The following is a 22944-nucleotide window of genomic DNA, read 5'->3' as shown; positions in this document are numbered from 1 at the left end:
AGTTTGATGTAAAGCCGAACGGCACGTTGCCGATCCTCGTATGAATACATGAGCTACCACCTCAGGTAGTCCAAGAAATTGTCCGCACCTCCGGGTGGTCATCTGGCTATCAAGAGATGCAATCCATGACCTTCACAGCCCCTACCCTGCTTCACCTGAACGACGACCTCAGCTACCAGTCGCTGCAGGATGCCGCCTACGGCCGACATCGCGCGCTGCTGCACATGCTCAATTTCCTGGCCAGTATTCCCGACCACGGTACGCCCTCGGCAGAAGTGCTGACCGGCGCCTTCACCTGCCTGGAATACCTCGCCGAAGACTCCGCCCACCTCTACGACGCTGCCGACAGAACACGGACGTAGGATGGCGTGGAGCGCAGCGATACCCATCGATTCCGTGCGACGACAGCATGGGTATCGCTGCGCTCCACCCATCCTACCCACGAGGCTCCCTGACATTACCGCGTGCTCGGGAAGATTCGCGAGCAAGCTCGCTCCTACGAAGAGCGGGTCACCGATCAGTGGACGAAAAAAAGCGACCCGCAGGCCGCTGTCAAACACATCGGAGCGCCGGTGAGCGCCAGTCCCGCTCGCCTCAGCGGATGCCGGTGGCGCGCAAGGCGTTGGGGGTGAAGTCGTTGCTGCTGGACTTCACCGCGAAGTCGTAGCTGCTCTTCTCCTCGTTGCGCAGCCCGGACACCGTGTAGCGCCCGGACAGCACGTCGTAGTGGGTCTCCGCCGTCAGCCAGGTGAACTGCTGGTCGTAGAAGGGCCGTGCATGGCCTTCGGAAACACGCCAGAGGTTGCCACGACCGTCGTAGGCGTCGGCCTCGGCGATCTGCCAGCTGTCCTCGTCGATGTACAGGTCACGCTTGCTGTAGATGTGGCGCTGGCCCGGCTTCAGGGTCGCCACTACGTGCCACACGCGGTGCAGCTCGTAGCGGGTGTGGTCCGGATTGAGGTGGCCGGGTTTGACGATGTCGTCGTACTTGAGCGCCGGCGAGTCGAGCTTGAAGCTGTTGTACGGGATGTACAGCTCCTGCTTGCCCACCAGCTTCCAGTCGTAGCGATCCGGCGCGCCGTTGAACATGTCGAAGTCGTCGTAGGTGCGCATGCCTTCCGCGCCGGGGCTGTCGTAGCCCACCTGCGGGGCACGGCGCACGCGGCGCTGGCCGGCGTTGTACATCCAGGCCATGCGCGGTTCCTTGACCTGGTCGATGGTCTCCAGCACCAGCATCACGCTGCCCGCACGACGCGGCGGCGAGAGGATTTCCTGGCGGAAGTAGTAGAGGATGTTGTCCATCTTCGCCGGCTCGTAGTCCTTGAGCCCGAACGGGAAAGCGAACTGCTCCTTCATGTAGCTGATGGTATAGGCGCCGTTGGTCTGCGGGTTCATCTGCGCGGTGGTGCGCAGCATGGCGTTGCCGCGGTAGCGGGTGACGTGGTTCCAGATCACTTCCAGGCCGTTCTGCGGGATCGGGAACGGCAGGGTCATGTTGAAATGGGTCAGTCCGTTGCCGCCTTCGGCCAACGAGGTCGCGGTGGCGTTCTCCTTCGCCGCCTCGATCACCGCCTGCGGGTAACTGGCGCTGCGGTGGCTGGGGTAGACCGGGATGCGGTAGGTCTCGGGGAAGCGCTGGAACATCGCCAGCTGCCCCGGCGTCAGCTTGTCCTTGTACTGCTGGGCATTCTGCGCGGTGATGGTGAACAGCGGCTGGTCCGCGGCATACGGATCGGCCAGGAAGCCACCGGCGTCGGCCTTGCCGGCGTTCGGCGCAAGGCCGCCGGTCCAGGCCGGGATGCTGCCGTCGGCGTTGCCGGCCTTCTCGGCGCCAATCGGGGTGAGTTGATTGCCCAGGCGCGCCGCCTGGTCGGCGCCGACCGCGGCCATGACCTGCCCGGCGAGCAGGCTCAGCGTCAGGCAGCCGGCCTGCAACCATTGCTTGTTGTTCATGGGTGTACCTCTTGCTCTAAGGCTGGGGCTGGCGGACATCAGAAGCTGACGCCCAGGCTGACGGCGAGGAAGTCGCGGTCGGTGTTGACGTTGTAATCGCCGCCGAAGTAGTCGGTGTAACTGACGCTGGCGGTGTAACGGCTGAGGTATTCGGCATCGACGCCGACGCTGACCGACTTGTCGCCCTCGTTGAAGGTCGGGCCGTAGCCCTCCACGTCGTGGGAGAACGCCAGGTTCGGCCGCAGCGAGATGCCACCGATCAGGTCGTTGTATTCCAGGCCGGCGCGCAGGCGATAACCCCAGGAGTTCTGGGTGTAGAAGCCCTTGTCGTTGCACTGCCCGGGGTTGGCGGTGTTCACCACCTTCTCGCACAGCGCGTTGCCCGACAGGCCGAGCAGCGACGAGGTACCGGCGCTGGCCAGTTCACCGTTGCCGTAGACGCTGCTGCGGCCGAAGCGCAGGTCGGAGCCGTCGGTGGAGCCCAGGTCGCCGATGTGCCCGAAGCCGATCTCGCCCACCAGGGTCAGGCGCTCGGCGCCGATCAGCGGAATCTGGTCGAAGGTGTTGGTGAAGGTCATCTGCGCCTGGGTGTAGGGCATGCGCTTGTAGCCCTGGATCAGCGAGCCGTAGCTGGAATCCGCCCAGCCGCTGGCGAAGATCGGCAGACCGGCGTTGACCATGGCGCTGGTGGAGGCCGAGCCAAGGGTGGCGGCGCCGGAGACGTCGCTGGAATTGATGCCCATGGGCATGTTCGGCCGGTAGCTGATCTCGCCCTGCACCGCGGTGCTGCCCCAGGTGGTGTTGAAGCCCAGGCCGTAGAGGCGGATGTCTTCGGGGTAGTCCAGGTACCAGCTGGCGGTGCTGCGCCCGCCCTGGCCGATCAGCCCGCCCACCGGGTCGGCCAGCGCGCCCTTGCCCACCACCCAGTTACTGGTGGGTGTGCGGCTGTGGTAGTTCATCGCGTAGGCGGAAAATTCGGTGTCGTTGACCATCCAGCGCAGCGCCACGCCGAACTGGCCGCCATCGCGGGCGTCATGATCGCGGGTACGCGGCACATAGCCGTAGCCGCCCTTGATGCCGGTGCCGTCGATGTCGCGGTCGAAGTCGCTGCCGTTCACCGCCATGTTGATGTCGCAGCCCTTGGCCGCCACGTCGCTGCCGAAGAAGGTGCCGCAGTTGTCCGGCACGGTCTTCTCCCACTGCAGCTGGTAGAAGGCCTCCATGGACAGGGTGTCGGTGAGCCCCTGGTTGAAATACAGCATGCTCACCGGGATCAGCGCTTCCTTCACCTCGGAACCAGGGCGGCGCAGCGCGGCGACGTCCACCGGGTTGATCGAGTTGATGCCGTTCTGGATGAAGGTGCTCTCGCCCCAGCTCACCACCTGGCGGCCCAGGCGCACGGTGCCGGGCAGGTCGCGGAAGTCATAGTTGTGGTAGACGAAGGCGTCCAGCAGCTCGGCGCCGGAAGAGCGCGCGGCCATGTCACGGCCGTCGTCGTCGATGTCGTAGAGCGGGCGGTGTTCGTCCTTGAGCTCGAAGTCGTACCAGTACTTGCCACGCAGGAACAGGCCGCTGTCGCCGTACTTCAGCTCCAGGTCATGCAGGCCCTTGAAGATCTTGGAGAAGGTCTCGCCCTTCTTGAAGTTCAGCCGGCCATCGTCGGAGGTCTGGCTGGACGCCGTGCCGCCATTGCGGGTGCCGATGAATTTCTTGTCCGCATCATCCATCGCCCAGCTCGCGCCGATGGACAGGGTCGAGTCGAAGCGGCCTTCGATTTCCCCCACGTTGAAGCTCACTGCCTGAGCCGAAGATGCCCCGCCAAGGGCCATGCTGGTAGCCAGCGCCAGCGCGTGCGGCTTGAAGCCCGCGGCGCCGGTTATTGTTTTTTTCATGCTGCTCTCCGCCTGGATCGTGCTGGTCACGGCAAGCCGTGCCATCCCTGCTCCGCGGCTCGTGGGCCGGGAGGCGAGCGCAGGTTAGAGCGCTGTCACCGGACTGACTTCTGAAAAAAAGTGATGCCCATAGCCAGAATGAAAGCGCCGGCAGCTCCCCGCGCGCGAGGCTCCGCGGGTGATAACCGACGGCTATCGCGATACCCAGGATTCAGCCGACCGCGCCCGCGCATTGCCCTAAAGTCCGCCGCCATCAGCGACTCCCCGACCCTGAGGTGGACCATGAAGATTGCGTTGACCGGCGACAGCATCCTGCAGCGCCGCCTGAACAGCCGCGAAGACCAGACCCTGCGCCCGCTGTTCGACCTGCTGCGCGGTGCCGACGTCAGCTTCACCAACCTGGAGGTGCTGCCCAACGACTTCCAGGGCGACGCCGTGCTGGAAAGCGGCGGCTCGCACTTCGGCGCGCCGGCGTGGATTCTCGACGAGCTGGTGGAGGGCGGCATCGACCTGTTCTCCACCGCCAACAACCACAGCCTGGATTACGGCATCGCCGGCCTGCACGCCGCCCACGCCCAGCTGGACAAGCGCGAGCTGCTGTACGCCGGCACCGGCCGCAACCTCGAGGAAGCGCGCCGCCCGGTGTACTGCACCAAGGCCGCCGGCACCGTCTCGCTGTTGGCTTGCACCTCCACCTTCGGCAAGGGCCAAGAGGCCAGCGAACAGACCCGCGACATGCCCGGCCGCCCCGGCCTCAACCCGCTGCGCTACGACACCGTGCACCAGCTCGACGGCGCGCAGATGGAGGCCATGCGCGGCATCATCGCCAGCCTCGGCCTGGACCGCCTCTACCAGGGCGCGGTGGACCTGGGCTTCGCCCACCCGATTCCGGACCCGGCGCTGTCGGTGTTCGGCCCCTTCACCCCGCTGCTGTTCCGCCAGGGCGAGACCTCGCGCCTGCGCACCCTGCCGCGCAAGAAGGACCTGGACGACATCCTGCGCTGGGTCGAGGAAGCGCGGGCGTTGTCGGACATCGTGGTGCTGAGCATTCATTCACACGAACTGGGCCACGACACCACCGGTGACTGGAACCTGGAAGTGGCTGCCGAATTCCTCCAGCCGGTGGCGCGACGGATGATCGATGCCGGCGTCGACATCGTCGTCGGCCACGGCCCGCACCTGCTGCGCGGCATGGAGATCTACAACGGCAAGCCGATCTTCTACAGCCTGGGCAACTTCATCGGCCAGAACGAACTGGTGGAACGCCTGCCAGCGGACAGCTACGAGCAGTTCCGCGTGGACCGCAACCAGACCCCGTCGAAGGTGTTCCTGCAGCGCACCCAGAACGACACCCGCAGCTTCCCCTCCGATGCGCGCTTCTGGGAAAGCCTGGTGCCGGTCTGCCAGTTCGACGGCCGCCGCCTCACCGGCATCGAGCTGCATCCGGTCAGCCTGGGCCTGGGCGAAGCGGTGCATCGCCGCGGCCGTCCGCGCCTGGCCGAAGGCGATCACGCACAGGCGATCCTGCAGCGCTTCGCCGCGCTGTCGGAGCCCTACGGTACTCGGCTGTCGATCGACGGCTCGATTGCGCGCGTCTCATTCTGACCGCGCAGCGCGGAGCGGCCACAAGCCGCCCCGCGCCCTTCTCTTGCCATCGCCATGACCAGCCCCCGCATTCTCATCGTCGAGGACGACCTGCGCCTCGCCGCCCTCACCCGCGACTTTCTCCAACACCACGGCCTGCACGCCTGTATCGAGTCGGACGGCGCGCGTGCCGCCGAGCGTGTCATGGACGAGCGCCCCGACCTGGTGATCCTCGACCGCATGCTGCCCGGCGAGGACGGCCTGTCCATCTGCCGGCGCATCCGCCCGCGCTACCAGGGCGCGATCCTCATGCTCAGCGCACGCTCGGAGGACACCGAGCAGATCGACGGCCTGGAGCACGGCGCCGACGACTATGTCTGCAAACCGGTGCGCCCCAGCCTGCTGCTGGCCCGCGTACGTACCCTGCTGCGGCGTCCCCGTGCGGCCAGCGAGTCGGGCGATCGCCTGGAGCGTTCCGGCCTGGTCCTCGATGCCCGCCAGCGCGAAGTCCAGCGTGACGGCGAGCGCATCGACCTCACCGGCGCCGAGTTCGACCTGCTCTGGCAACTGGTCAGCCGCGCCGGGGAAACCCTCAGCCGCGACGAGATCTTCCTCGCCCAGCGCGGTTTCGCCTGGGATGGCCTGGACCGCTCGGTGGACGTGCGCATTGCCCACCTGCGCGGCAAGCTCGGCGAAGAACCGCAGCGACCGCTGATCGTCACGGTCCGCGGCAAGGGCTATCGCTTCACGGGATAGCACGAAACCTCCTTGTAGGAGCGAGCTTGCTCGCGAACAGAGCGCCCTGGCGGCGCCGTTGCCGGGCGGGTTCGCGAGCAAGCTCGCTCCTACGAAGAGCCTGTTCACGAGCAAGGACTGGGCGTCCTCTCGGTCCTGCGACAAACCAGCACCGTTGGCCACCACGACCGCCTGGCCGAAAAACCGTCGCGCGGGGAACCTCGTCGAGTCAAACCCAGCACTCTCACTGCCGCAGGAGTGCCCGGCATGACCGTCAATATCGACAACCTCAACATCGCCCTGCCCGTGGGCAAGACGCCGACCGACACCGTCTCCATCGAGATTCCCGGTCCGCAGGCGTTGGCGCAATACCCGAACCTGGTCACCCGCCTGCCGGACGGCAGCCTCCAGCTCACCGCGCCAACCAAAGGCGTGGCGAGCAAGAGCGTCCACCGTACCCGCTGCGAATGGAAGGAACCGATCTACTGGGCCCTGAGCAGCGCCACCGAACATGTGAACCACCAACTGATGAAGGTCACCCAGGTGAACTCGGCGCAGAAGGTGGTGGTGGCGCAGATGCACGTGAAGGACGACGACAGTCCCCTGCTCAAGGTGTTCTGGCAGAAAGGCAAGCTGACCATGGGTTTCCGCCAGAACTTCAACCAGACCACCCCGGTGAACAGCACCGTGCTGGACAACGTGCCGCTGGGGGCGGATTTCGACATCCTGATCCTCGCCACTTCCAGCCTGATGCTGACCGTGCAGGCCAGCTGCAACGGACGCAATTCCGCCGTGCCATCGATGCCGCTGGACGCCAGCTGGGCGGCACAGATTTTCGATTTCCACGGCGGCGTCTACAACCAGATCGACTTCAGCGACACGACACTGGCGAGTGATGCGTCGGTGTGCGTGATCAGGGACCTGCAGATTCGGCATGCCTGAACACAGTCATGCTGCGGGAATGCTCAGACCTGCGGCCAGAACAACAGCGTCAGCACCAGCATTCCCGCATAAAACCCCGTCTCCAGCGTTTCCGTCCACGGCTGAACCCTGCGCAGCGCGCCATGGATGTGCACCACGACCATGAGCCCCGCCACCGCCGCCAGCACCTCGAAGGTGGTCAGCAGCGCTTCCCCGGTGAGCGCCGCGCGCAGCATCAGGGCTTCGACGATGAGGATGAACGCACCCAGGCAGCGGCCGAAGTACACCGCCAGGTCGGTGTGTTCCGGCAGCGTCCACTGCATTATCCGCGCCCACGGCAACGGTGCGAGGAAGATGGGCAAAGCGAATACCAGGGTGGTGGCGATGGACAGAACCAGCAGGTAAGTCTGCGCGTGCGCGCTCCACGATCCGATCATGGCGAGCCTTCCTTGCGTGAAAGAAAAAAGGCGGGTGACACGCCGTGCCATCCCGCCGAAATGGAGCCAAAGGAGTCTTGCGGATTACCAGTTGAGGACGGCGCCCACCGCGAAGGTGTCGGTGTCCTCGCTGACGGTGGAGCCCTTGCGGCCGTCGATCTCGTAGACGTTGTACTCGGCGACCAGCTTGAGGTTGTCGTTGATGGTGCGGAAGTAGGCGATGCCCTTGGTGGAGTAGTCAGCGGCACTGCCCAGGCCGTTGCCGTCGTCGCGGGTCTCGCCGGTGGACAGCGCCACGCGGTTCTTGCCCCAGGTGTAGGAGCCCTGCAGCAGCACGCCGCGGCTGTCCACCTCGCGCAGCGCGGCTTCGCCGGCGTTGTTGGTGAAGAACGGGTTGATGCCCTTGGCGGTGAAGCCCGAGCCAGTCAGCGAGAAGCCGCCCAGCTTCGCCTGGATGCCGTAGCCCAGGCCCTTGGAGGTCACGCTGTCGACTTCGTCGTTGGTGTTCTTCGAGGTCTGGTAGGCGCCGTTGACCCAGCTGTAGATCTGCGCGCCGCCGACGTCGAACTGGTAGCTGATCTCGCTTTCGTAGCGCGGGTTGTCCTGGTAGGCCTTGTCGTCGAGGCCGTCGCTGGCGTCCTTGTCGATCTGGTTGGTGTCGATCGGGTCCATGATGCCGACCGCCACGCGCAGGCCTTCCACCAGGTTGTTGTTGCGGTAGGTGATCTGCGAGGTGGGGAACGGGTACGGGTAGCCGGTGCCGATGTTGCCGAAGGACACGCCCTTGCCGTCCACCAGTCCGAGGGTGTCGCTGGCGTTGCCGAAGCCGGCGAGCAGCTCGTCGAGGAAGATGTTGGAGCGCGAGAACAGGCCGAAGTCCTTGCCGATCAGCACCTCGCCCCAGTCGCCGGCGACGTTGCCGTAGAACTGGCGGACGTCGATGGCGGTGTCGGTGCCGTCCTGTTCGCTGTCGTTGATCGTCACCCAGAACGAGGAGCGCCCGGTGAGGGTCAGGCCGTCGATCTTCTTGCCGAAGTTGAAGCCGATGTAGTTGGGCAGGAAGCCCATCTTCACCCGCGACTGGCGACGGTCGTAGGTGTCGCCGTTGCGGTCGACGTCGCTGTTCACATAGAAGGCGTTGAAGTAGCCGTCGGTGGAGAAGGTGGTGTCATCCTTGTCGTACAGCATGATGTCGGCGCATGCCGGCCCGGCCAGTGTGGCAAAGGCCAGCGGCAGCAGCTGGCGGCGGACGGCGATCTTGTTCTTGTGCATGGCGCTCTCCGGGTGGGGGATCGACTGTGCTCAGTCGTGTCGGAGGCGATTATCGAAACGCGCCAGGCCAGGTCCTACGCTGCTTTGGCGCTGTTCCGGCAGGCATTGCGAGGGGTTTGGCGGCGTGCTGCGCAAGGCTCTGCGACTGCCCCGACCAAGGGCGCGCAGCGATGGTCGCGACGTTCTGCGACCGCCGGAGCACTACCTCGGCGCAGTGGCCGGGAGCGGGTCGCGGGGCGTAAGGCAAAAGTCGACCGGACCACCGTCTTGCGGACGGTGGCCTCGGTCCAAAGGAGGAGAAAGGCGTCAGGCGTGGCTGAGCAGCAACCAGTGGCCGCCCTGGGTGGAGGCCAGCTGGGAATGGGCGGCGCGCAGCTGGGTGAGGTCCACCCCGGCCAGCGCGGCGGCCAGGGTGCTGCGCTGATCCTGATCGACGCCAGCCAGCTGGTCTTCCCAGGCCTGCTGCAGTCGCCCGGAAAAATCCTCCGGCCGTTGCGCCAGTTCGGCCACCAGCGCGGCGCGCAGGCTGTCGAGGCGTTGCGGGTCGAACCGGCCCAGCGCTTCGCCCTGGCGATAGAGGAAACTGTCCACTTCGGCCTGCAGTTCCACCGCCGACAGCAACGGCGATTGCACCGCGAACAGCAGCCCGCGACGCCCGCCGATCTGACGGAAACCGCAGTACAGCGCGTAGGCCAGCTGCCGCTCGCCACGCAGCCAGTGGTAGAACGCCGGTTCCAGTACCCGTGCCAGCAGGCGCCAGGCGGCCTCGTCCTCCGCACTGCGGGTGGCCAGCGGGCAGAACAGCAGCAGCGCCGCTTCACCGGGAATCTCCAGTACCTGGCGATGACGTCCGGGCGGGCCGCTGCGCGACGGCAGCGCGGTAGCGGCCGAGGCGCCGGGGATCGCGCCGGGCAGTTCGGCGTTCATGCACAGCGCATCCCAGTGGGCGGCGCTCCAGTCCGGCGCCGCCTCGTTGTCCCCGGCCAGGGCCTGGGGCAACAGGTCGAGCAACTGGCGGATCGGCAGGTCACCCGCACGGCGCCGGCCCTCGGCTTCCAGCAGGCGGGCGCCCTGCCCCAGCACCGTAGCCGGCGGCTGGTGCAGCACGGCCAGCGCCTGCCCGGCCAGAGTATCCAGCGCGCCCTGTGGCCCGCTCAGCAGCAGGCACCAGTCACTGTCGAATGCCTCCAGGTGCAGGCTCGCCCCTTCGCGCCGTGCCGCCCCAGCCAGCGGACGCAGGGCCTGGCGGGCGGCGAGGAAGGCCTGGCGGCCGGGCGCCTGGGCGAAGCGCCAGCGCAGGTGCAGGGCCGCCCGCTCGCCCGCCTCCGCCGGCCGCGCTGGCGCGAAGCACCAGGGCTGCCCGGCGAGCGGCTGGAGGCTTTGCGCCGGGCTGCGCACCACATCGAGGACGAATCCGGCGCAGGTCAGGGACTCGCCGATCAGCGCTTCGCACGCCAGCAAGCGGATCATCCGCCGAGCCACCAACTGGTCGAGCCAACTGCTGGTCTGCCGCGGCCGTGCCAGTCGCTGCAGTTGTTCCAGTACGCCACGGGGTTGCTCACCCGGCGCGGCGGCGAAATCTTCGTCAGGTAACTGGCGCAGCGCATCGAGCCAACCCAGGAAGGCGGCTTCCAGCGGCTCGGCGGCCGCCGCTTGGGCCAGTTCGAAATCGAAGCGCAGCAGCGCCTGGCCGTTGCCCAGGCGGCTCAGGCGCAGGCGCGCGCTGTCGCACAGGCCGTTCTGGCCCAGGTGCGCCAGCAGCGAGCCGGGCGCCTCGTCGGCCAGCCAGCCCTGCAGCGGGTCCAGGGGCGTACCGGCCTCCCCGTCCACGCCGTCCAGCGCAAAGGCCAGCACCAGCCGCGGCACGCCGGGCAGGCGCAGTTTCAGCTCCTCGCCCGTCAGCGCCAGCAGCGAGTCATGGGCGCTGCCGGCAGCCGGCGCACCCGCGGGGAACACCGCGGCTTCGCGCTCGGCCAGTGCCGCGAGCTCGGCCAGCGATTGCGGTCCCTGCAGCCAGAGCTCCAGCCTCCCGCCGAGCTGGCAGGCGTGGATGAAGTCGCGCAGGGCCTGCTGGAATACAGCGCTCTCCACCGCCAGGCTGTCGCGCCGGCCGGCGACGAAGCGCGCCAGCTCATGCCCCGGCGCAATGGCCAGCGCCAGCGCAGCATCGACCAGGGTGTCCGGGTCACGGCCGCGGGCGAGGAATTCCGCTTCCAGCACCTCGCGCTCGGCCAGTTGCGTGGCTTCGTCCAGGCGCGGCCGCGCGAGCATGTCCACCAGCCGCGCCAGGCCAGCGCCCAGGGCCTGGGCCGGCACCTCGAAGAAATAGTCGGTGTGCCGCGCGCGGGTGCTGGCGTTGACCCGCCCGCCGTGCGCCTGCACCCAGGGCATCAATCGTTCGGCTTCGGTGAAGCGCTCGCCGCAGAGGAACAGCAGGTGTTCGATGAAATGGGCGAGGCCCGGATGCTCCACTGGCTCGTCATGGCTGCCGCGGGCAATCCGCAACAGCGCCGCCGCACGGCTGGCGCCGGGGCTGTGGACGAGGGTGGCGCGCAGGCCGTTGGCAAGGGTCAACTGCTGGGTGGGGAAAGTCTTCATCGGCATCCGGTCCGTTTCATCGCGCCACCTTGACCCAGCGCCGAAGGAAGGGGAATACGGCTTTCGCAGCAGGCACCGGCCTGCCTTCGGCATTGGCCGGTGGCGACTGGCCGGCTACCATTCGCAGCTCCCCTCGGCACTTTCTTTTAAGGAGCACGCTGGTCATGAGCACCGCCCTGCTGATCATCGATGTCCAGTCCGACCTGTGTACCGGCGACTTCGCCTGTTTCGATATCGACAACGTGCTGCAGCGCATCAACACCATCAGCCACGCAGCACGCGAGGCCGGTGTGCCGGTGGTACTGGTGCAGCACGAGGACGACGACCTGCAGTATGGCAGCGCCGGCTGGCAGCTGGAAACGCGCCTGCTCACTGCGGACGGCGACCTGAAGGTGCGCAAGACCACCCCGGACTCCTTCCTGCGTACCGAGCTGGGCGACCTGCTGCAGGCTCGCGGCATCGACCACCTGGTGATCTGCGGCCTGCAGAGCGACTACTGCGTCGACACCACCACCCGCCGCGCCCTGGCCCAGGGCTACGCGGTGACCCTGGTGGGCGATGCCCACTCCACCGTGGCCAACGCCGTGCTCAGCGCCGCGCAGATCAGCGCGCACCACAACGCCGTGCTGGGCAGCATCAGCAGCTTCGGTCCACGCGCCAGGGTCGTCGCGGCCGCCGCCGTCCGCTTCTGAAGCCTGCGCCATGAACTTCGACTGGAACGATATCCCGATCCTCCTCGCCCTCTCCCGCCACGGCAGCATGAGCGCCGCCGGCCGCGCGCTGGGCGTCGATCCCTCGACCATGAGCCGACGCCTGGTGGCGGCCGAGAGCGCCCTGCAGACGCGCCTGTTCATCCGCGACAACGCCGGCTACAAGGCCACCGATGCCGGCGTGGCCTTCCTCGGCTATGCCGAACGCATCCTCGGCGACGTGCAGAGCATGCTGCTGGAGACGCGCAACGAGGCCAGCGCGATCAACGGCTCGGTACGCATCACAGCGGTGGACTTCCTCTTCAGCCACTGGCTGGTGCAGCACATGCCCAAGCTGGCGCGCACCTATCCGAACCTGCAGTTGCAGTTGATCCCGGCGAACCGCGCGCTGTCCTTCACCCGCCGCGAGGCCGACTTCGCCCTGCGCCTGGCGCGCCCGGCGGAGGACGCCGCGCTGGTGATGCGCAAGGTCGCCGACATCGGTTTCGCCGTGTACGCCGCCACGCCCTTCGCCCAGCTGCCGCCCGAGCAATGGCCGCAGCAGCCGTGGCTGGGCTATGGCGAGGACCTCGATGACACCCCGGAAATGTGCTGGTTGCGGCGCTTCGTGCCCGACGCCTGCTTCGCCCTGCGCGCCAGCAGCGTGACCACGCTGATCCACGCCTGCCAGAGCGGCCTGGGCATGGCGCTGCTGCCCTGCCTGCTGGGGGAACGTGAAGGACTGGTGCGCCTCTCCGGCACCGTGGTGGCACGGGAAATCTGGCTGCTCGCGCACCGCGACGCCGGACGCATCGGCCGCTTCCAGGCGGTCAGTGACTGGCTGCGGGAGGTTTTCGACCAGGACGCGGCGCAGTTCAGCGGCGAGCTGCTGGATGGCCGCGCGCTGGGCGAGGTGGAAATCAGCCGCGGTTGAGGCTGACGGTAGGAGCGAGCTTGCTCGCGAACCGATCAGCTCGCTGCTGACGGGAAATCATCGCGGACGGAGTCCGCTCCTACGCGCGGAATTAACTCCGGTGCCACCCGGTACGTAGGAGCGGACTCCGTCCGCGATCGGCAATGGCTCCTGGCTGGTGTAGGGCGCATAACCCGGAACGGGTTATCCGCCACTTCAGAAGGCGAAGCCGGCGGATAACGCCGTGGACGTTATGCGCCCTACGGGAGCGATCGGCGGCAGCGGGAGCCGTCGGGTAGGAGCGGACTCCGTCCGCGATAGACATCCGGCCCTCGCGGACCGGACCGTTACGCCATCAGAAGGCGAAGCAGGAACAGCCGAACGCGCCCCAGAAGCCCTGGAAATCACTCACCGGCACGCTCGACTGGCGGGCGCGTTCGTGGCTGTGGCCGTGGACGCCGCAGGAACCGGCGCACTGGTGCACGGTTTGCTGCAGCGGGCCTTGCGGGCGCCAGTGGCCGGGGACCTTGGCCACCGGCGACCAGTCCGGCAGCACCGGGATGGCGGTCGGTGCCTGGCGCTCGAAGTCGCCGCTGCCGAACACCACCCGGCCGTCGACCACGGTCAGCACCGATTCGATGGCCTTGATCTCGTCCTCCGGTACGTTGAAATAGTCCGCCGAGAGCACCGCCAGGTCGGCCATCTGCCCGACCTTGATCATCCCTTTCCTGCCCTGTTCGTTGGAGAACCAGGCGCTGCCGTGGGTGTACAGCTCCAGCGCGGTGCTGCGCGACAGTCCTTCGGGGTACAGCTCCATACCGCCGACGGTCCTGCCGCTGACCATCCAGTACAGCGAGGTCCAGGGGTTGTAGCTGGACACGCGGGTCGCATCGGTGCCGGCGCCCACGGGCACGCCTTCGGCGAGCATGCGTTTGATCGGCGGAGTCGCCTCGGCGGCCTGCTTGCCGTAGCGATCGACGAAGTATTCGCCCTGGAAGGCCATGCGGTCCTGGATGGCGATGCCGCCGCCCAGCGCCCTCACCCGCTCGATGTTCTTCGGCGAGATGGTTTCGCAGTGGTCGAAGAACCAGTGCAGGCCGTTGAACGGCACGTCCAGGTTGACCTTCTCGAACACGTCGAGCATGCGCGAGATCGATTCGTCATAGGTGGCGTGCAGACGGAACGGCCAGCGTTGCTCGACCAGGTGGCGCACCACCGGCTCCAGTTCGGCTTCCATGCTGCCGGGCAGGTCCGGGCGCGGTTCGAGGAAGTCCTCGAAGTCGGCGGCCGAGAACACCAGCATCTCGCCGGCGCCGTTGTGCCGCAGGAAGTCGCTGCCCTGGCCGTACTGGACGCTGCTGGTCCAGTTCCTGAAGTCGGCCAGTTCTTCCTTGGGCTTCTGGGTAAACAGGTTGTAGGCGATGCGCACGGTGAGCTGGTTGTCTTTCTCCAGCTGTTCGATCACCTGGTAGTCGTCCGGGTAGTTCTGGAAGCCGCCGCCGGCGTCAATGGCGCTGGTGACGCCCAGGCGGTTCAGCTCACGCATGAACTGGCGGGTGGAGTTGACCTGGTAATCGAAGGGCAGCTTCGGCCCCTTGGCCAGGGTCGCGTAGAGGATCATCGCGTTGGGCCGCGCCACCAGCATGCCGGTGGGCTCGCCCTTGCTGTCACGAACGATCTCGCCACCGGGCGGGTTCGGTGTGTCTTTCGTGTAGCCGACGACACGCAATGCGGCGCGGTTCAGCAGCGCACGGTCATACAGGTGCAGGACGAACACTGGCGTATCCGGCGCCGCCTGGTTCAGTTCTTCGATGGTCGGCATGCGTTTTTCGGCGAACTGGAATTCGTTCCAGCCGCCCACCACGCGTACCCATTGCGGCGACGGCGTACGCAGCGCCTGCTCCTTGAGCAGGCGCAGGGCATCGGCCAGGGACGGAACGCCTTCCCAGCGCAGTTCCAGGTTGTAGTTCAGCCCGCCACGGATCAGGTGCAGGTGCGAGTCGTTGAGGCCGGGGATCGCGGTGCGCCCCTTGAGGTCGATGACGCGGGTGGCGCCGGCGCGCAGGGCCATGGCCTCCGCCTCGGTGCCCACGGCGATGAACTTGCCGTCGGCGATGGCCACGGCGGTGGCCTCGGGTTTCTCGCGGTCGACAGTATGGAAGCGGCCGTTGGTCAGGATCAGGTCGGCGTACATGGCGAGGTTCCTCTTGCGATCAGCGGGCATTGAGCCAGGCGGAGAACAGGCGCGTGGCCCGTGGCATGAAAACGTAGACCACCAGCAGGACGATGGTCGCGACGATGAGCATGTTGGCCGGGACGAATCCGCCCAGCAGCGGGACCTGGGCGAACAGCGGGCGCCACAGCTGCGGCACCAGCATCACCAGCGGCAGGATCACCAGGTAGGAGATGGCCGCCTGTTTCCAGCGCGGCGGCTGGGGTTTGAAAGCCTCCTGGGGGGCGAACCAGAATTCGTGAGCGGTGTGCAGCTCCTTCTGCTCGCCGTCGATCAGGTGCGGGTCGGCACGTTCGATCAGCTCGTGGCGTTGCGGCGAGTCGAGCCAGGCCTGCAGTTCATTGGCGCTGGCAAAGCGCAGGACCGAGGTGAACTGCTCGCCCTGGCGCATCACATCCACGCCCAGGTGGCCGGGGAATTCGCTGGCGGCGCGGGTCAGCTCGCGCAGGATGGCTTCATAGGCGGCGACGCTGTCGGGGCGGGCACGGTGGCGGATGATCAGGGTGACGGATTCTTGCGGGGTGGGCTGGGTCATGCAGGTTCCCTCCAGGAAAGAGGCCTCCGAAAAAATGGCCTCCCCCGCTCGGCGGCGAGGGAGGACAGCGTGTTACTTCAGGTGAACCTTCAGCTCTTCACCCGCCTGGCGCATGGCCGCCTGCACCGCCGGCACCTGGCTGACCACGTTGAGCAGACCGTAGTCGTGGATCATGCCGTTGTAGCGCACGGAAGTGACAGCCACACCGGCGGCGTCCAGCTTGCGCCCGTAGGCTTCGCCCTCGTCACGCAGCACGTCGGATTCGGCGGTCTGGATCAGGGTCGGCGGCAGGCCCTTGAGCTGGGCGGTGGTGGCGCGCAAGGGAGAAGCGTAGATCTCGGCGCGCTGTTTCGGGTCGGTGGTGTAGCTGTCCCAGAACCACTGCATCATCGGCTTGGTGAGGAAGTGCCCCTGGGCGAACTGGTTGTAAGAGCCGGTCTCGAAGCTGGCGTCGGTCACCGGCCACAGCAGCGCCTGGAAGCGCAGCTTCGGCGTGCCCTTGTCCTTGGCCATCAGCGCGACCACCGCGGCCATGTTGCCGCCGACGCTGTTGCCGGCCACGGCCAGGCGCTTGCCGTCGACGTTGATGTCCTTGCCGTGCTCGGCGACCCACTGGGTTGCGGCATAGGCCTGGTTGATCGCCACCGGGTAATGCGCCTCGGGGGACGGGGTGTAGTCGACGTAGACCGCCACCGCGCCGGAGTTCACCACCAGGTCGTGGATCAGGCGGGCGTGGGTCGGGTAGTCGCCCAGCACCCAGCCGCCGCCGTGGAAGTACATGAACACCGGCAGGGTACCCTTCACACCGGCCGGGCGGACGATGGTCAGCTTCACCGGGCCGACATCGGTCTGCACGGTCTTCTCACTCACCTGGGTGCCGGACAGGTCGACCTTCACCGAGGCCTGCGCACCGGTCAGGACGGCGCGGGCGTCTTTCGGCGAGAGGGTTTCCAGCGGCTGGCCCTTGCCGGCTTCCAGGGCTTCGAGGAAGGCCTGGGTGTTGTGTTCGACGGTGGGGTTGCCGGCGGCGAAGACGTTGCCGATGGCCAGGGCGAGGGAGGCGGCGAGCAGGGATTGCTTGGTGTTCATGATTCGGTTCCTTGAAAGTGGGGGAGGTTTTCCGAGAGGACGAACGAATCTTGATCCATGCCTGCAAAGCGCGGAATAGACAGGGTTGCAGGGTCACTTTGCAGTTCTGCAAGGGCACCCTACCGAGCTCTGCAAAGCTGCATCGCCCGTCTTTGCACAGACTTTCAGCGCCCGCCCGTTGATCCAGGTCAGGCGCGCCCCGGCCTGGCCATGACATCTGGCAATACCCCTGCCCGTTTCGAAAACCTTCTGACATAGCTCAAGGGTTGCCCCCGGCGCGGTAGTGAACAATCCCCGCCGCTACCAACTCCCGTGAGTGACTCACAGTGCCGGGACACTACCACTGATCCCCACCTCCCCACCCCATCACGCCGGGTTCTACCCGGTGCGGCACACGGAACATGCGCAACCGGGTTCTCTTCACCCATCCCGCCGAGAGGCGGTAGGAAACCGTGATGAAGAACACCCCATTGATGCTTCTCCTGGCCAGTCCGCTGGCCGTGGCCACCGCGACGGCGGCCAACAGCGTCAGCGAAACCGATCAGCGATACACCGCCAACCAGAGCGGGCAATACGAGGACTTCACCCAGGTCGGCACCATCAAGACCTTCGCCGTGAGCAACGGCGCCGTCATCACCATGACCGGGCCGAGCGGCTCGCCGCTGGTGCTCAGCGGCGTCAGCGGCAAGGTCGACGGCAATACCCTGGATATCAAGGGCGCCAACAGCCAGGTCACGGTCAACGGTGACCTCACCTACAACTACGGCAGCAACACCAACTCCAACGGCAAGTACGTCTATAACGGCATCGCCGTCACTGGCGGCGGGCGCTTCGTGCTCAATGGCAACCTCACCGCCACCAGCACCAGCTCGAGCTACAGCAGCCCCAAGAGCGCGATGTACGTGGACGGCGCCACCTCCAGCGCCGAGCTCAACGGCAACGCCAACCTGACCATCGCCGCCGGCAAGGGCCTGTTCGCCGCCAATGGCGGGACCATCGACATGACCGCCAAGAGCGGTGCGCCCTATGTGCTGACGGTCACCAACAAGTCCAGCCAGCGCTCGGTGGAAGCCAACAACGGCGGCACCGTGACCCTCGACCTGGTCGACATGAACGGCACGGGGTTCAGCAACGGCATCGGCCTCTACGCGACGAAGAATTCGTCCATCACCTTCCTCGGTGGCGACTTCAACCAGGGCAGCAACAGCCGCTACGGCGCCAATGCCCTGTTCGCGCTGAACCATTCCAGCGTCACCGCCACCGGCTATGACGGCGGCCACCTGCGGATCAAGACCGCCGGCACCAACGAGATCGGCGCCTGGGCCACCGGCAACTCCAAGGTGACCATCAACAGCGAACAGCACCAGGACTTCCAGACGGTGATCCATACCACCGGCACCGGCCAGTCCCACGGCCTGGCCGCGGGCTCCCTGGGCGGCGGCAACGCCAGCGCGCCCGGTGACAGCACCGGCCACGCCGGCTCGCAGTACGGCAACTCCGAGGTGACGGTGTACGGCAAGACCGACATCACCACCGAAGGCAAGGATTCCGCCGGCCTGCGAGTGATGGGCGACGGTGCGAAGATCACCCTGACGCCCCTGGTGGCCGGCGTGCGCAACAGCATCCAGTCCGCCGCCAGCGCGATCCGCTATTCCTTCGCCAACGGCTACAGCCTTGCCAGCAATGGCGACCGCCTCGAAGGCGGCCAGGTCATCGACCTGACCGACACCGACATGGCGCACCTCGCCGGCGCCACCGGCAGCGCCGGGTTGATCGAAGTGGGCGGACTGGCCGGGCGTACCAGTGACGGGCAGAACGCCGGCATCATGAACGTCGCCGACGCGGTGCAGGACGCCACCCTCAATCTCGCCAACAGCAGCGCCACCGCCCAGAACGGCCGCAGCCTGCTCAACGTCAACGCCAGCCAGAACAGCGCCGACGGCGTGTTCGCCAGCAGCTTCACCCTGAACGCCGAGAACAGCGAACTGGTGGGCCGCGCGGTGACCGACAGCACGGAGGCCACGGACGGCAGCGTCAGCAGCGCCAGCCTGAACCTCAAGGCTTCGCGCTGGTTCCTGCTCGACGGCAACAGCGACGAGGCCAGTCACTACGCCACCTCCAACCTCACCGCGCTGGACCTGCAGGACGGCTCGCAAGTCTTCCTCAACAGCCGCGAGTCCTGGCAGGACGGCTTCGCCGCCAACCAGCCGCAGCACTACGGTAGCCTGCAACTGGGCTCGCTCAGCGGCGCCGGCGCGTTCCACTTCTACACCGACATCGTCAACCAGCTGACCGACAAGCTGACCATCAGCGAAGCCGGTGGCAGCACTGGCAGCCATTCGGTGCTGGTGGCCAACGACGGAGCGCAGAGCACGCTGGGCAACGAGCGTATCGAGATCATCGAGACCAACGGTGGCAGCGGCCAGTTCGGCCTCTACGAAGGCGCCCTGGTGGAACTGGGCGGCAACACCTACGCCCTGCGCAAGAACGAGGACGACAACTGGGAGCTGTACGGCTACACCGCGCCGCCGGTGGACCCGGGCCCGACCGATCCCGACCCCATCGACCCTGTCGATCCGCCGCCGCCCGGTCCTGGTCCTGGCCCCGGTCCGGTGGAACCCGGCGATCCGACCGATCCCGTTCCACCAGGCCCTGTCGAACCCACGCCGCCCGGCCCGGCTCCCGGTCCCGGCACCTCGACCACCCGCGCCTTCCACGCCCAGGTGCACACCAACTACCTGCTGTCCTACCTCGACATGCAGACCCTGCTGCAACGCATGGGCGAGCTGCGCTACACCGAGCGAGACACGGACGGTAACGTGTGGCTGCGCACCAACGGCGGCCGCCTGCACTCCTTCGCCGGCAGCAACTTCAACGGCTACCGCCTGAGTTACCAGGGCATCCAGCTCGGCGTCGATCGCCGGGTGCCGATCAGCAGCGGCGACCTGTTCGTCGGCGCCATGCTCGGCCACACCGAGGCCGACCAGAGCTTCGACGAAGGCAGCGGCGGCGCGCGCAACACCCACTTCGGTTTGTACGGCACCTGGCTGCACGAGAACGGCTTCTACCTCGACGCCGTGCTCAAGGCCGCGCACCTGAAGAACAACTTCAGCGTCCACGACACCCAGGGCAACCGCGTGAAGAGCTCCGGCAGCAGCAACGGCTACTCGGCCTCGCTGGAAGCCGGCAAGCGCTTCAGCCTGCACCGCGAGAAGGACAGCCAGTGGTTCGTCGAGCCCCAGGCGCAGCTGGTCTACACCGACCAGGGCGGCTTCTCCTCGCGGGCCAGCAACGGCCTGAAGATCCACTACGACGACTACGACTCCCTGCTGGCCCGCGCCGGCGGCATCGTCGGCTACGAGCTGAGCAATGAGAAACACAAGTCCGAGGTGTATCTGAAAGGCGGCTATGTGCGCGAACTGATGGCCGACGACATCGGCTACCGGATCAACGGCACGCCCCGGCAGAGCTCGGACTTCAGCGGCGGCTGGCGCGAAGCCGCCGTGGGTGTTTCCACGCGCCTGGAAGGCGGGCACAGCCTGTTCATGGAGGTGGGTTACCGGGACGGCGACAACTTCGACCAGAACCACGCGAACGTGGGCTATCGGTTCGAGTACTGAGCCGTAGGGGCTGCCTGGAGCGACCCGTTCCAGGCAGCTCCGCCCTTCAGGCGACCAACAGCCACGCCGCCCGGCACGCCACGGATGCCGGCGCGGCGTTTGGCCGGTACAATGCGCGATTGCCCGTGCCTGCCTGATAAAGAAGAAACCATGTCCCTGCCCAAACACCATCTGGAACTGCTCAGCCCTGCCCGCGATGTGCACATCGCCCGCGAGGCCATCCTGCATGGCGCCGACGCCGTCTACATCGGTGGCCCGAGCTTCGGCGCGCGGCACAACGCCTGCAACGAGGTGAGCGATATCGCCCAGCTGGTGGAGTTCGCCCATCGCTACCACGCGCGGGTGTTCACCACGATCAACACCATCCTCCACGACAACGAGCTGGAGCCGGCGCGCGCGCTGATCCACCAGCTCTACGACGCCGGCGTCGATGCGCTGATCGTGCAGGACCTGGGCATCATGGAACTGGACATCCCGCCGATCGAGCTGCACGCCAGCACCCAGACCGACATCCGCACCCTGGATCGGGCCAAGTTCCTCGATCAGGCCGGCTTCTCCCAACTGGTACTGGCCCGCGAGCTGAACCTTGCGGAAATCCGCGCCATCGCCGACGAGACCGATGCCGCCATCGAGTTCTTCATCCACGGCGCGCTGTGCGTGGCCTTCTCCGGCCAGTGCAACATCTCCCACGCCCAGACCGGCCGCAGCGCCAACCGCGGCGACTGCTCCCAGGCCTGCCGCCTGCCCTACACCCTGAAGGATGACCAGGGCCGCGTGGTGGCCTTCGAGAAGCACCTGCTGTCGATGAAGGACAACAACCAGAGCGCCAACCTCAGCGCCCTGGTCGACGCCGGCGTGCGCTCCTTCAAGATCGAAGGGCGCTACAAGGACATGGGCTACGTGAAGAACATCACCGCCTATTACCGCCAGCGCCTGGACGGCATCCTCGCCGAGCGCCCGGACCTGGCCCGCGCCTCCAGCGGCCGCACCGACCACTTCTTCGTGCCGGACCCGGACAAGACCTTCCACCGCGGCAGCACCGACTACTTCGTCAGCGACCGCAAGATCGACATCGGCGCCTTCGACTCGCCGACCTTCACCGGCCTGCCGGTGGGGACCGTGGAAAAGGTCGGCAAGCGCGACCTGCTGGTGGTCACCAAGGACCCGCTGTCCAATGGCGACGGCCTCAACGTGCTGGTGAAGCGCGAAGTGGTCGGCTTCCGCGCCAATATCGCCGAGCCCAAGGGCGAGTTCGAGGAAGACGGCGAGAAGCGCTACCGCTACCGCGTCGAGCCCAACGAAATGCCCGAAGGCATGTACCGCCTGCGGCCGAACCACCCGCTGTCGCGCAACCTCGACCACAACTGGCAGCAGGCGCTGCAGAAGACCTCCGCCGAACGCCGCGTCGGCCTGTCGTGGGTCGCCAGGTTGCGCGAGGAACGCCTGGAACTGACCGTCACCAGCGAGGAAGGCGTCAGCGCCAGCGTCGCCCTGGACGGCCCGTTCGGCGCCGCCAACAAGCCGGAACAGGCGCTGGACCAGTTGCACGACCTGCTCGGCCAGCTGGGCACCACCCAGTACCACGCCGACCAGATCGAACTGGACGCCCCGCAGGCGTTCTTCATCCCCAACTCCCAGCTGAAATCGCTGCGCCGCGAGGCCATCGAGGCGCTCACCGAAGCCCGCGTGCAGGCCCACCCACGCGGCGGCCGCAAGGCCGAGACCAACCCGCCGCCGGTGTACCCGGAGTCGCACCTGTCCTTCCTCTACAACGTGTACAACGAGAAGGCCCGCGCGTTCTACCACCGCCACGGCGTGCAGTTGATCGACGCAGCCTACGAGGCCCACGAAGAGACGGGCGAAGTTCCGGTGATGATCACCAAGCACTGCCTGCGCTTCTCCTTCAACCTGTGCCCGAAACAGGCCAAGGGCGTCACCGGCGTGCGCACCAAGGTGCAGCCGATGCAACTGATCCACGGCGACGAAGTGCTGACCCTGAAGTTCGACTGCAAGCCTTGCGAGATGCACGTGATCGGCAAGATCAAGGGCCACATCCTCGGCCTGCCGCAGCCGGGCAGCGAAGGCGTGAGCAACATCGTCGGGCAGATCAGCCCGGAAGACCTGCTCAAGACTATTCGCAAGCCGGCGCACTAAAGGCATTGGCTTCGGCGCCAGGCTTGAAACCCCTCACCCCAGCCCTCTCCCCAGGGGAGAGGGGGCCGTCCGAGCGATGGTTCAAGTGTCGGAAGTCAGCCGGCTGACACCCAAGTGAAAGCCCGCACCGAAACAGTCCCCTCTCCCTCCGGGAGAGGGTCAGGGGGCCGCAGACCACCTACAGCCGACTACCAAGACCTGACCCAAACTGTAGGAGCGAGCTTGCTCGCGAACCGCCCCGCTGCGGGGTTTGTTCGCAAGCAAGAACTGGGCGTCCCCCTCGCTCCTACTAAAACAAGACCGCCCCTGCGCAAACTCC

General features: G+C 66.8%; 16 protein-coding genes. 8 read left to right on the top strand and 8 right to left on the bottom strand.

The window, feature by feature from the left end; translation table 11 throughout:
- Positions 1–125: 125 nt before the first annotated feature.
- Positions 126–362 carry a hypothetical protein gene (locus HNP46_RS29465; RefSeq protein WP_184596202.1) on the top strand — a complete coding sequence of 79 codons (237 nt, stop codon included), beginning with the start codon at positions 126–128 and terminating at the stop codon, positions 360–362.
- A 232-nt stretch (positions 363–594) separates the two neighbouring features.
- On the opposite strand, the gene HNP46_RS29460 is transcribed toward HNP46_RS29465, so the two are convergent.
- A complete protein-coding gene (locus tag HNP46_RS29460; protein WP_184596200.1) occupies positions 595–1953 on the bottom strand; it encodes a DUF1329 domain-containing protein in 1359 nt (452 codons plus the stop codon).
- A 38-nt stretch (positions 1954–1991) separates the two neighbouring features.
- On the bottom strand, positions 1992–3845 hold the full coding sequence (locus HNP46_RS29455; protein WP_184596198.1) for a DUF1302 domain-containing protein: 1854 nt from the start codon (positions 3843–3845) through the stop codon (positions 1992–1994).
- A 282-nt stretch (positions 3846–4127) separates the two neighbouring features.
- On the opposite strand from HNP46_RS29455, the gene HNP46_RS29450 reads away from it, so the two are divergent.
- From HNP46_RS29450 to HNP46_RS29440, 3 genes are all read left to right on the top strand, one after another.
- Positions 4128–5450: a CapA family protein gene (locus HNP46_RS29450; RefSeq protein ID WP_184596196.1), complete on the top strand. Its 1323-nt coding sequence runs from the start codon at positions 4128–4130 to the stop codon at positions 5448–5450.
- Positions 5451–5504: 54 nt separating this feature from the next.
- Positions 5505–6185 carry a response regulator transcription factor gene (locus tag HNP46_RS29445; protein WP_184596194.1) on the top strand — a complete coding sequence of 227 codons (681 nt, stop codon included), beginning with the start codon at positions 5505–5507 and terminating at the stop codon, positions 6183–6185.
- Positions 6186–6431: 246 nt separating this feature from the next.
- Positions 6432–7106, top strand: a complete 675-nt coding sequence (locus HNP46_RS29440) for a polysaccharide lyase family 7 protein (RefSeq protein WP_184596193.1) — start codon at positions 6432–6434, stop codon at positions 7104–7106.
- Between the two features lie 23 nt (positions 7107–7129).
- Here the strand turns inward: HNP46_RS29440 and HNP46_RS29435 are convergent, their stop codons facing one another.
- From HNP46_RS29435 to pqqF, 3 genes are all read right to left on the bottom strand, one after another.
- Complete coding sequence (locus HNP46_RS29435) at positions 7130–7522, bottom strand: hypothetical protein (protein ID WP_184596191.1); 393 nt, start codon at positions 7520–7522, stop codon at positions 7130–7132.
- A gap of 84 nt (positions 7523–7606) precedes the next feature.
- Entirely contained in the window at positions 7607–8794 is a 1188-nt protein-coding gene (locus tag HNP46_RS29430) for a porin (protein WP_184596189.1), read from the bottom strand.
- Positions 8795–9100: 306 nt separating this feature from the next.
- Positions 9101–11392: a pyrroloquinoline quinone biosynthesis protein PqqF gene (pqqF, locus tag HNP46_RS29425; protein WP_260403302.1), complete on the bottom strand. Its 2292-nt coding sequence runs from the start codon at positions 11390–11392 to the stop codon at positions 9101–9103.
- A gap of 164 nt (positions 11393–11556) precedes the next feature.
- Here pqqF and HNP46_RS29420 point away from each other — a divergent pair, with 164 nt between their 5' ends.
- Together HNP46_RS29420 and HNP46_RS29415 are read left to right on the top strand one after the other, a co-directional pair.
- Positions 11557–12084 carry a cysteine hydrolase family protein gene (locus HNP46_RS29420; protein WP_184596186.1) on the top strand — a complete coding sequence of 176 codons (528 nt, stop codon included), beginning with the start codon at positions 11557–11559 and terminating at the stop codon, positions 12082–12084.
- Between the two features lie 10 nt (positions 12085–12094).
- A complete protein-coding gene (locus HNP46_RS29415) occupies positions 12095–13015 on the top strand; it encodes a LysR family transcriptional regulator (protein WP_184596185.1) in 921 nt (306 codons plus the stop codon).
- Between the two features lie 334 nt (positions 13016–13349).
- Here the strand turns inward: HNP46_RS29415 and HNP46_RS29410 are convergent, their stop codons facing one another.
- The 3 genes from HNP46_RS29410 to HNP46_RS29400 form a co-directional block, all read right to left on the bottom strand.
- A complete protein-coding gene (locus HNP46_RS29410) occupies positions 13350–15188 on the bottom strand; it encodes an amidohydrolase (RefSeq protein ID WP_184596183.1) in 1839 nt (612 codons plus the stop codon).
- 19 nt (positions 15189–15207) lie between these two features.
- Entirely contained in the window at positions 15208–15762 is a 555-nt protein-coding gene (locus tag HNP46_RS29405) for an antibiotic biosynthesis monooxygenase (RefSeq protein ID WP_184596181.1), read from the bottom strand.
- A gap of 72 nt (positions 15763–15834) precedes the next feature.
- On the bottom strand, positions 15835–16851 hold the full coding sequence (locus tag HNP46_RS29400) for an alpha/beta hydrolase (RefSeq protein WP_184596179.1): 1017 nt from the start codon (positions 16849–16851) through the stop codon (positions 15835–15837).
- Positions 16852–17306: 455 nt separating this feature from the next.
- Here HNP46_RS29400 and HNP46_RS29395 point away from each other — a divergent pair, with 455 nt between their 5' ends.
- Entirely contained in the window at positions 17307–20471 is a 3165-nt protein-coding gene (locus tag HNP46_RS29395) for an autotransporter outer membrane beta-barrel domain-containing protein (RefSeq protein ID WP_184596178.1), read from the top strand.
- A 150-nt stretch (positions 20472–20621) separates the two neighbouring features.
- A complete protein-coding gene (locus HNP46_RS29390; RefSeq protein ID WP_184596176.1) occupies positions 20622–22625 on the top strand; it encodes a peptidase U32 family protein in 2004 nt (667 codons plus the stop codon).
- The last annotated feature ends 319 nt before the right edge of the window (positions 22626–22944 follow it).

This window comes from Pseudomonas nitroreducens (genome assembly GCF_014204515.1).
Taxonomy (GTDB): domain Bacteria; phylum Pseudomonadota; class Gammaproteobacteria; order Pseudomonadales; family Pseudomonadaceae; genus Pseudomonas; species Pseudomonas nitritireducens_A.
Note: the sequence above shows the minus strand (reverse complement) of the source record. Positions and strands in the feature narration are given on the sequence as shown.

Excerpts from the sequence above, each read along its gene's own strand:
- HNP46_RS29465 (WP_184596202.1), top strand. The coding sequence starts at position 126 with ATGACCTTCACAGCCCCTACCCTGCTTCACCTGAACGACGACCTCAGC.
- HNP46_RS29460 (WP_184596200.1), bottom strand. The coding sequence starts at position 1,953 with ATGAACAACAAGCAATGGTTGCAGGCCGGCTGCCTGACGCTGAGCCTG.
- HNP46_RS29455 (WP_184596198.1), bottom strand. The coding sequence starts at position 3,845 with ATGAAAAAAACAATAACCGGCGCCGCGGGCTTCAAGCCGCACGCGCTG.
- HNP46_RS29450 (WP_184596196.1), top strand. The coding sequence starts at position 4,128 with ATGAAGATTGCGTTGACCGGCGACAGCATCCTGCAGCGCCGCCTGAAC.
- HNP46_RS29445 (WP_184596194.1), top strand. The coding sequence starts at position 5,505 with ATGACCAGCCCCCGCATTCTCATCGTCGAGGACGACCTGCGCCTCGCC.
- HNP46_RS29440 (WP_184596193.1), top strand. The coding sequence starts at position 6,432 with ATGACCGTCAATATCGACAACCTCAACATCGCCCTGCCCGTGGGCAAG.
- HNP46_RS29435 (WP_184596191.1), bottom strand. The coding sequence starts at position 7,522 with ATGATCGGATCGTGGAGCGCGCACGCGCAGACTTACCTGCTGGTTCTG.
- HNP46_RS29430 (WP_184596189.1), bottom strand. The coding sequence starts at position 8,794 with ATGCACAAGAACAAGATCGCCGTCCGCCGCCAGCTGCTGCCGCTGGCC.
- pqqF (WP_260403302.1), bottom strand. The coding sequence starts at position 11,392 with ATGAAGACTTTCCCCACCCAGCAGTTGACCCTTGCCAACGGCCTGCGC.
- HNP46_RS29420 (WP_184596186.1), top strand. The coding sequence starts at position 11,557 with ATGAGCACCGCCCTGCTGATCATCGATGTCCAGTCCGACCTGTGTACC.
- HNP46_RS29415 (WP_184596185.1), top strand. The coding sequence starts at position 12,095 with ATGAACTTCGACTGGAACGATATCCCGATCCTCCTCGCCCTCTCCCGC.
- HNP46_RS29410 (WP_184596183.1), bottom strand. The coding sequence starts at position 15,188 with ATGTACGCCGACCTGATCCTGACCAACGGCCGCTTCCATACTGTCGAC.
- HNP46_RS29405 (WP_184596181.1), bottom strand. The coding sequence starts at position 15,762 with ATGACCCAGCCCACCCCGCAAGAATCCGTCACCCTGATCATCCGCCAC.
- HNP46_RS29400 (WP_184596179.1), bottom strand. The coding sequence starts at position 16,851 with ATGAACACCAAGCAATCCCTGCTCGCCGCCTCCCTCGCCCTGGCCATC.
- HNP46_RS29395 (WP_184596178.1), top strand. The coding sequence starts at position 17,307 with ATGAAGAACACCCCATTGATGCTTCTCCTGGCCAGTCCGCTGGCCGTG.
- HNP46_RS29390 (WP_184596176.1), top strand. The coding sequence starts at position 20,622 with ATGTCCCTGCCCAAACACCATCTGGAACTGCTCAGCCCTGCCCGCGAT.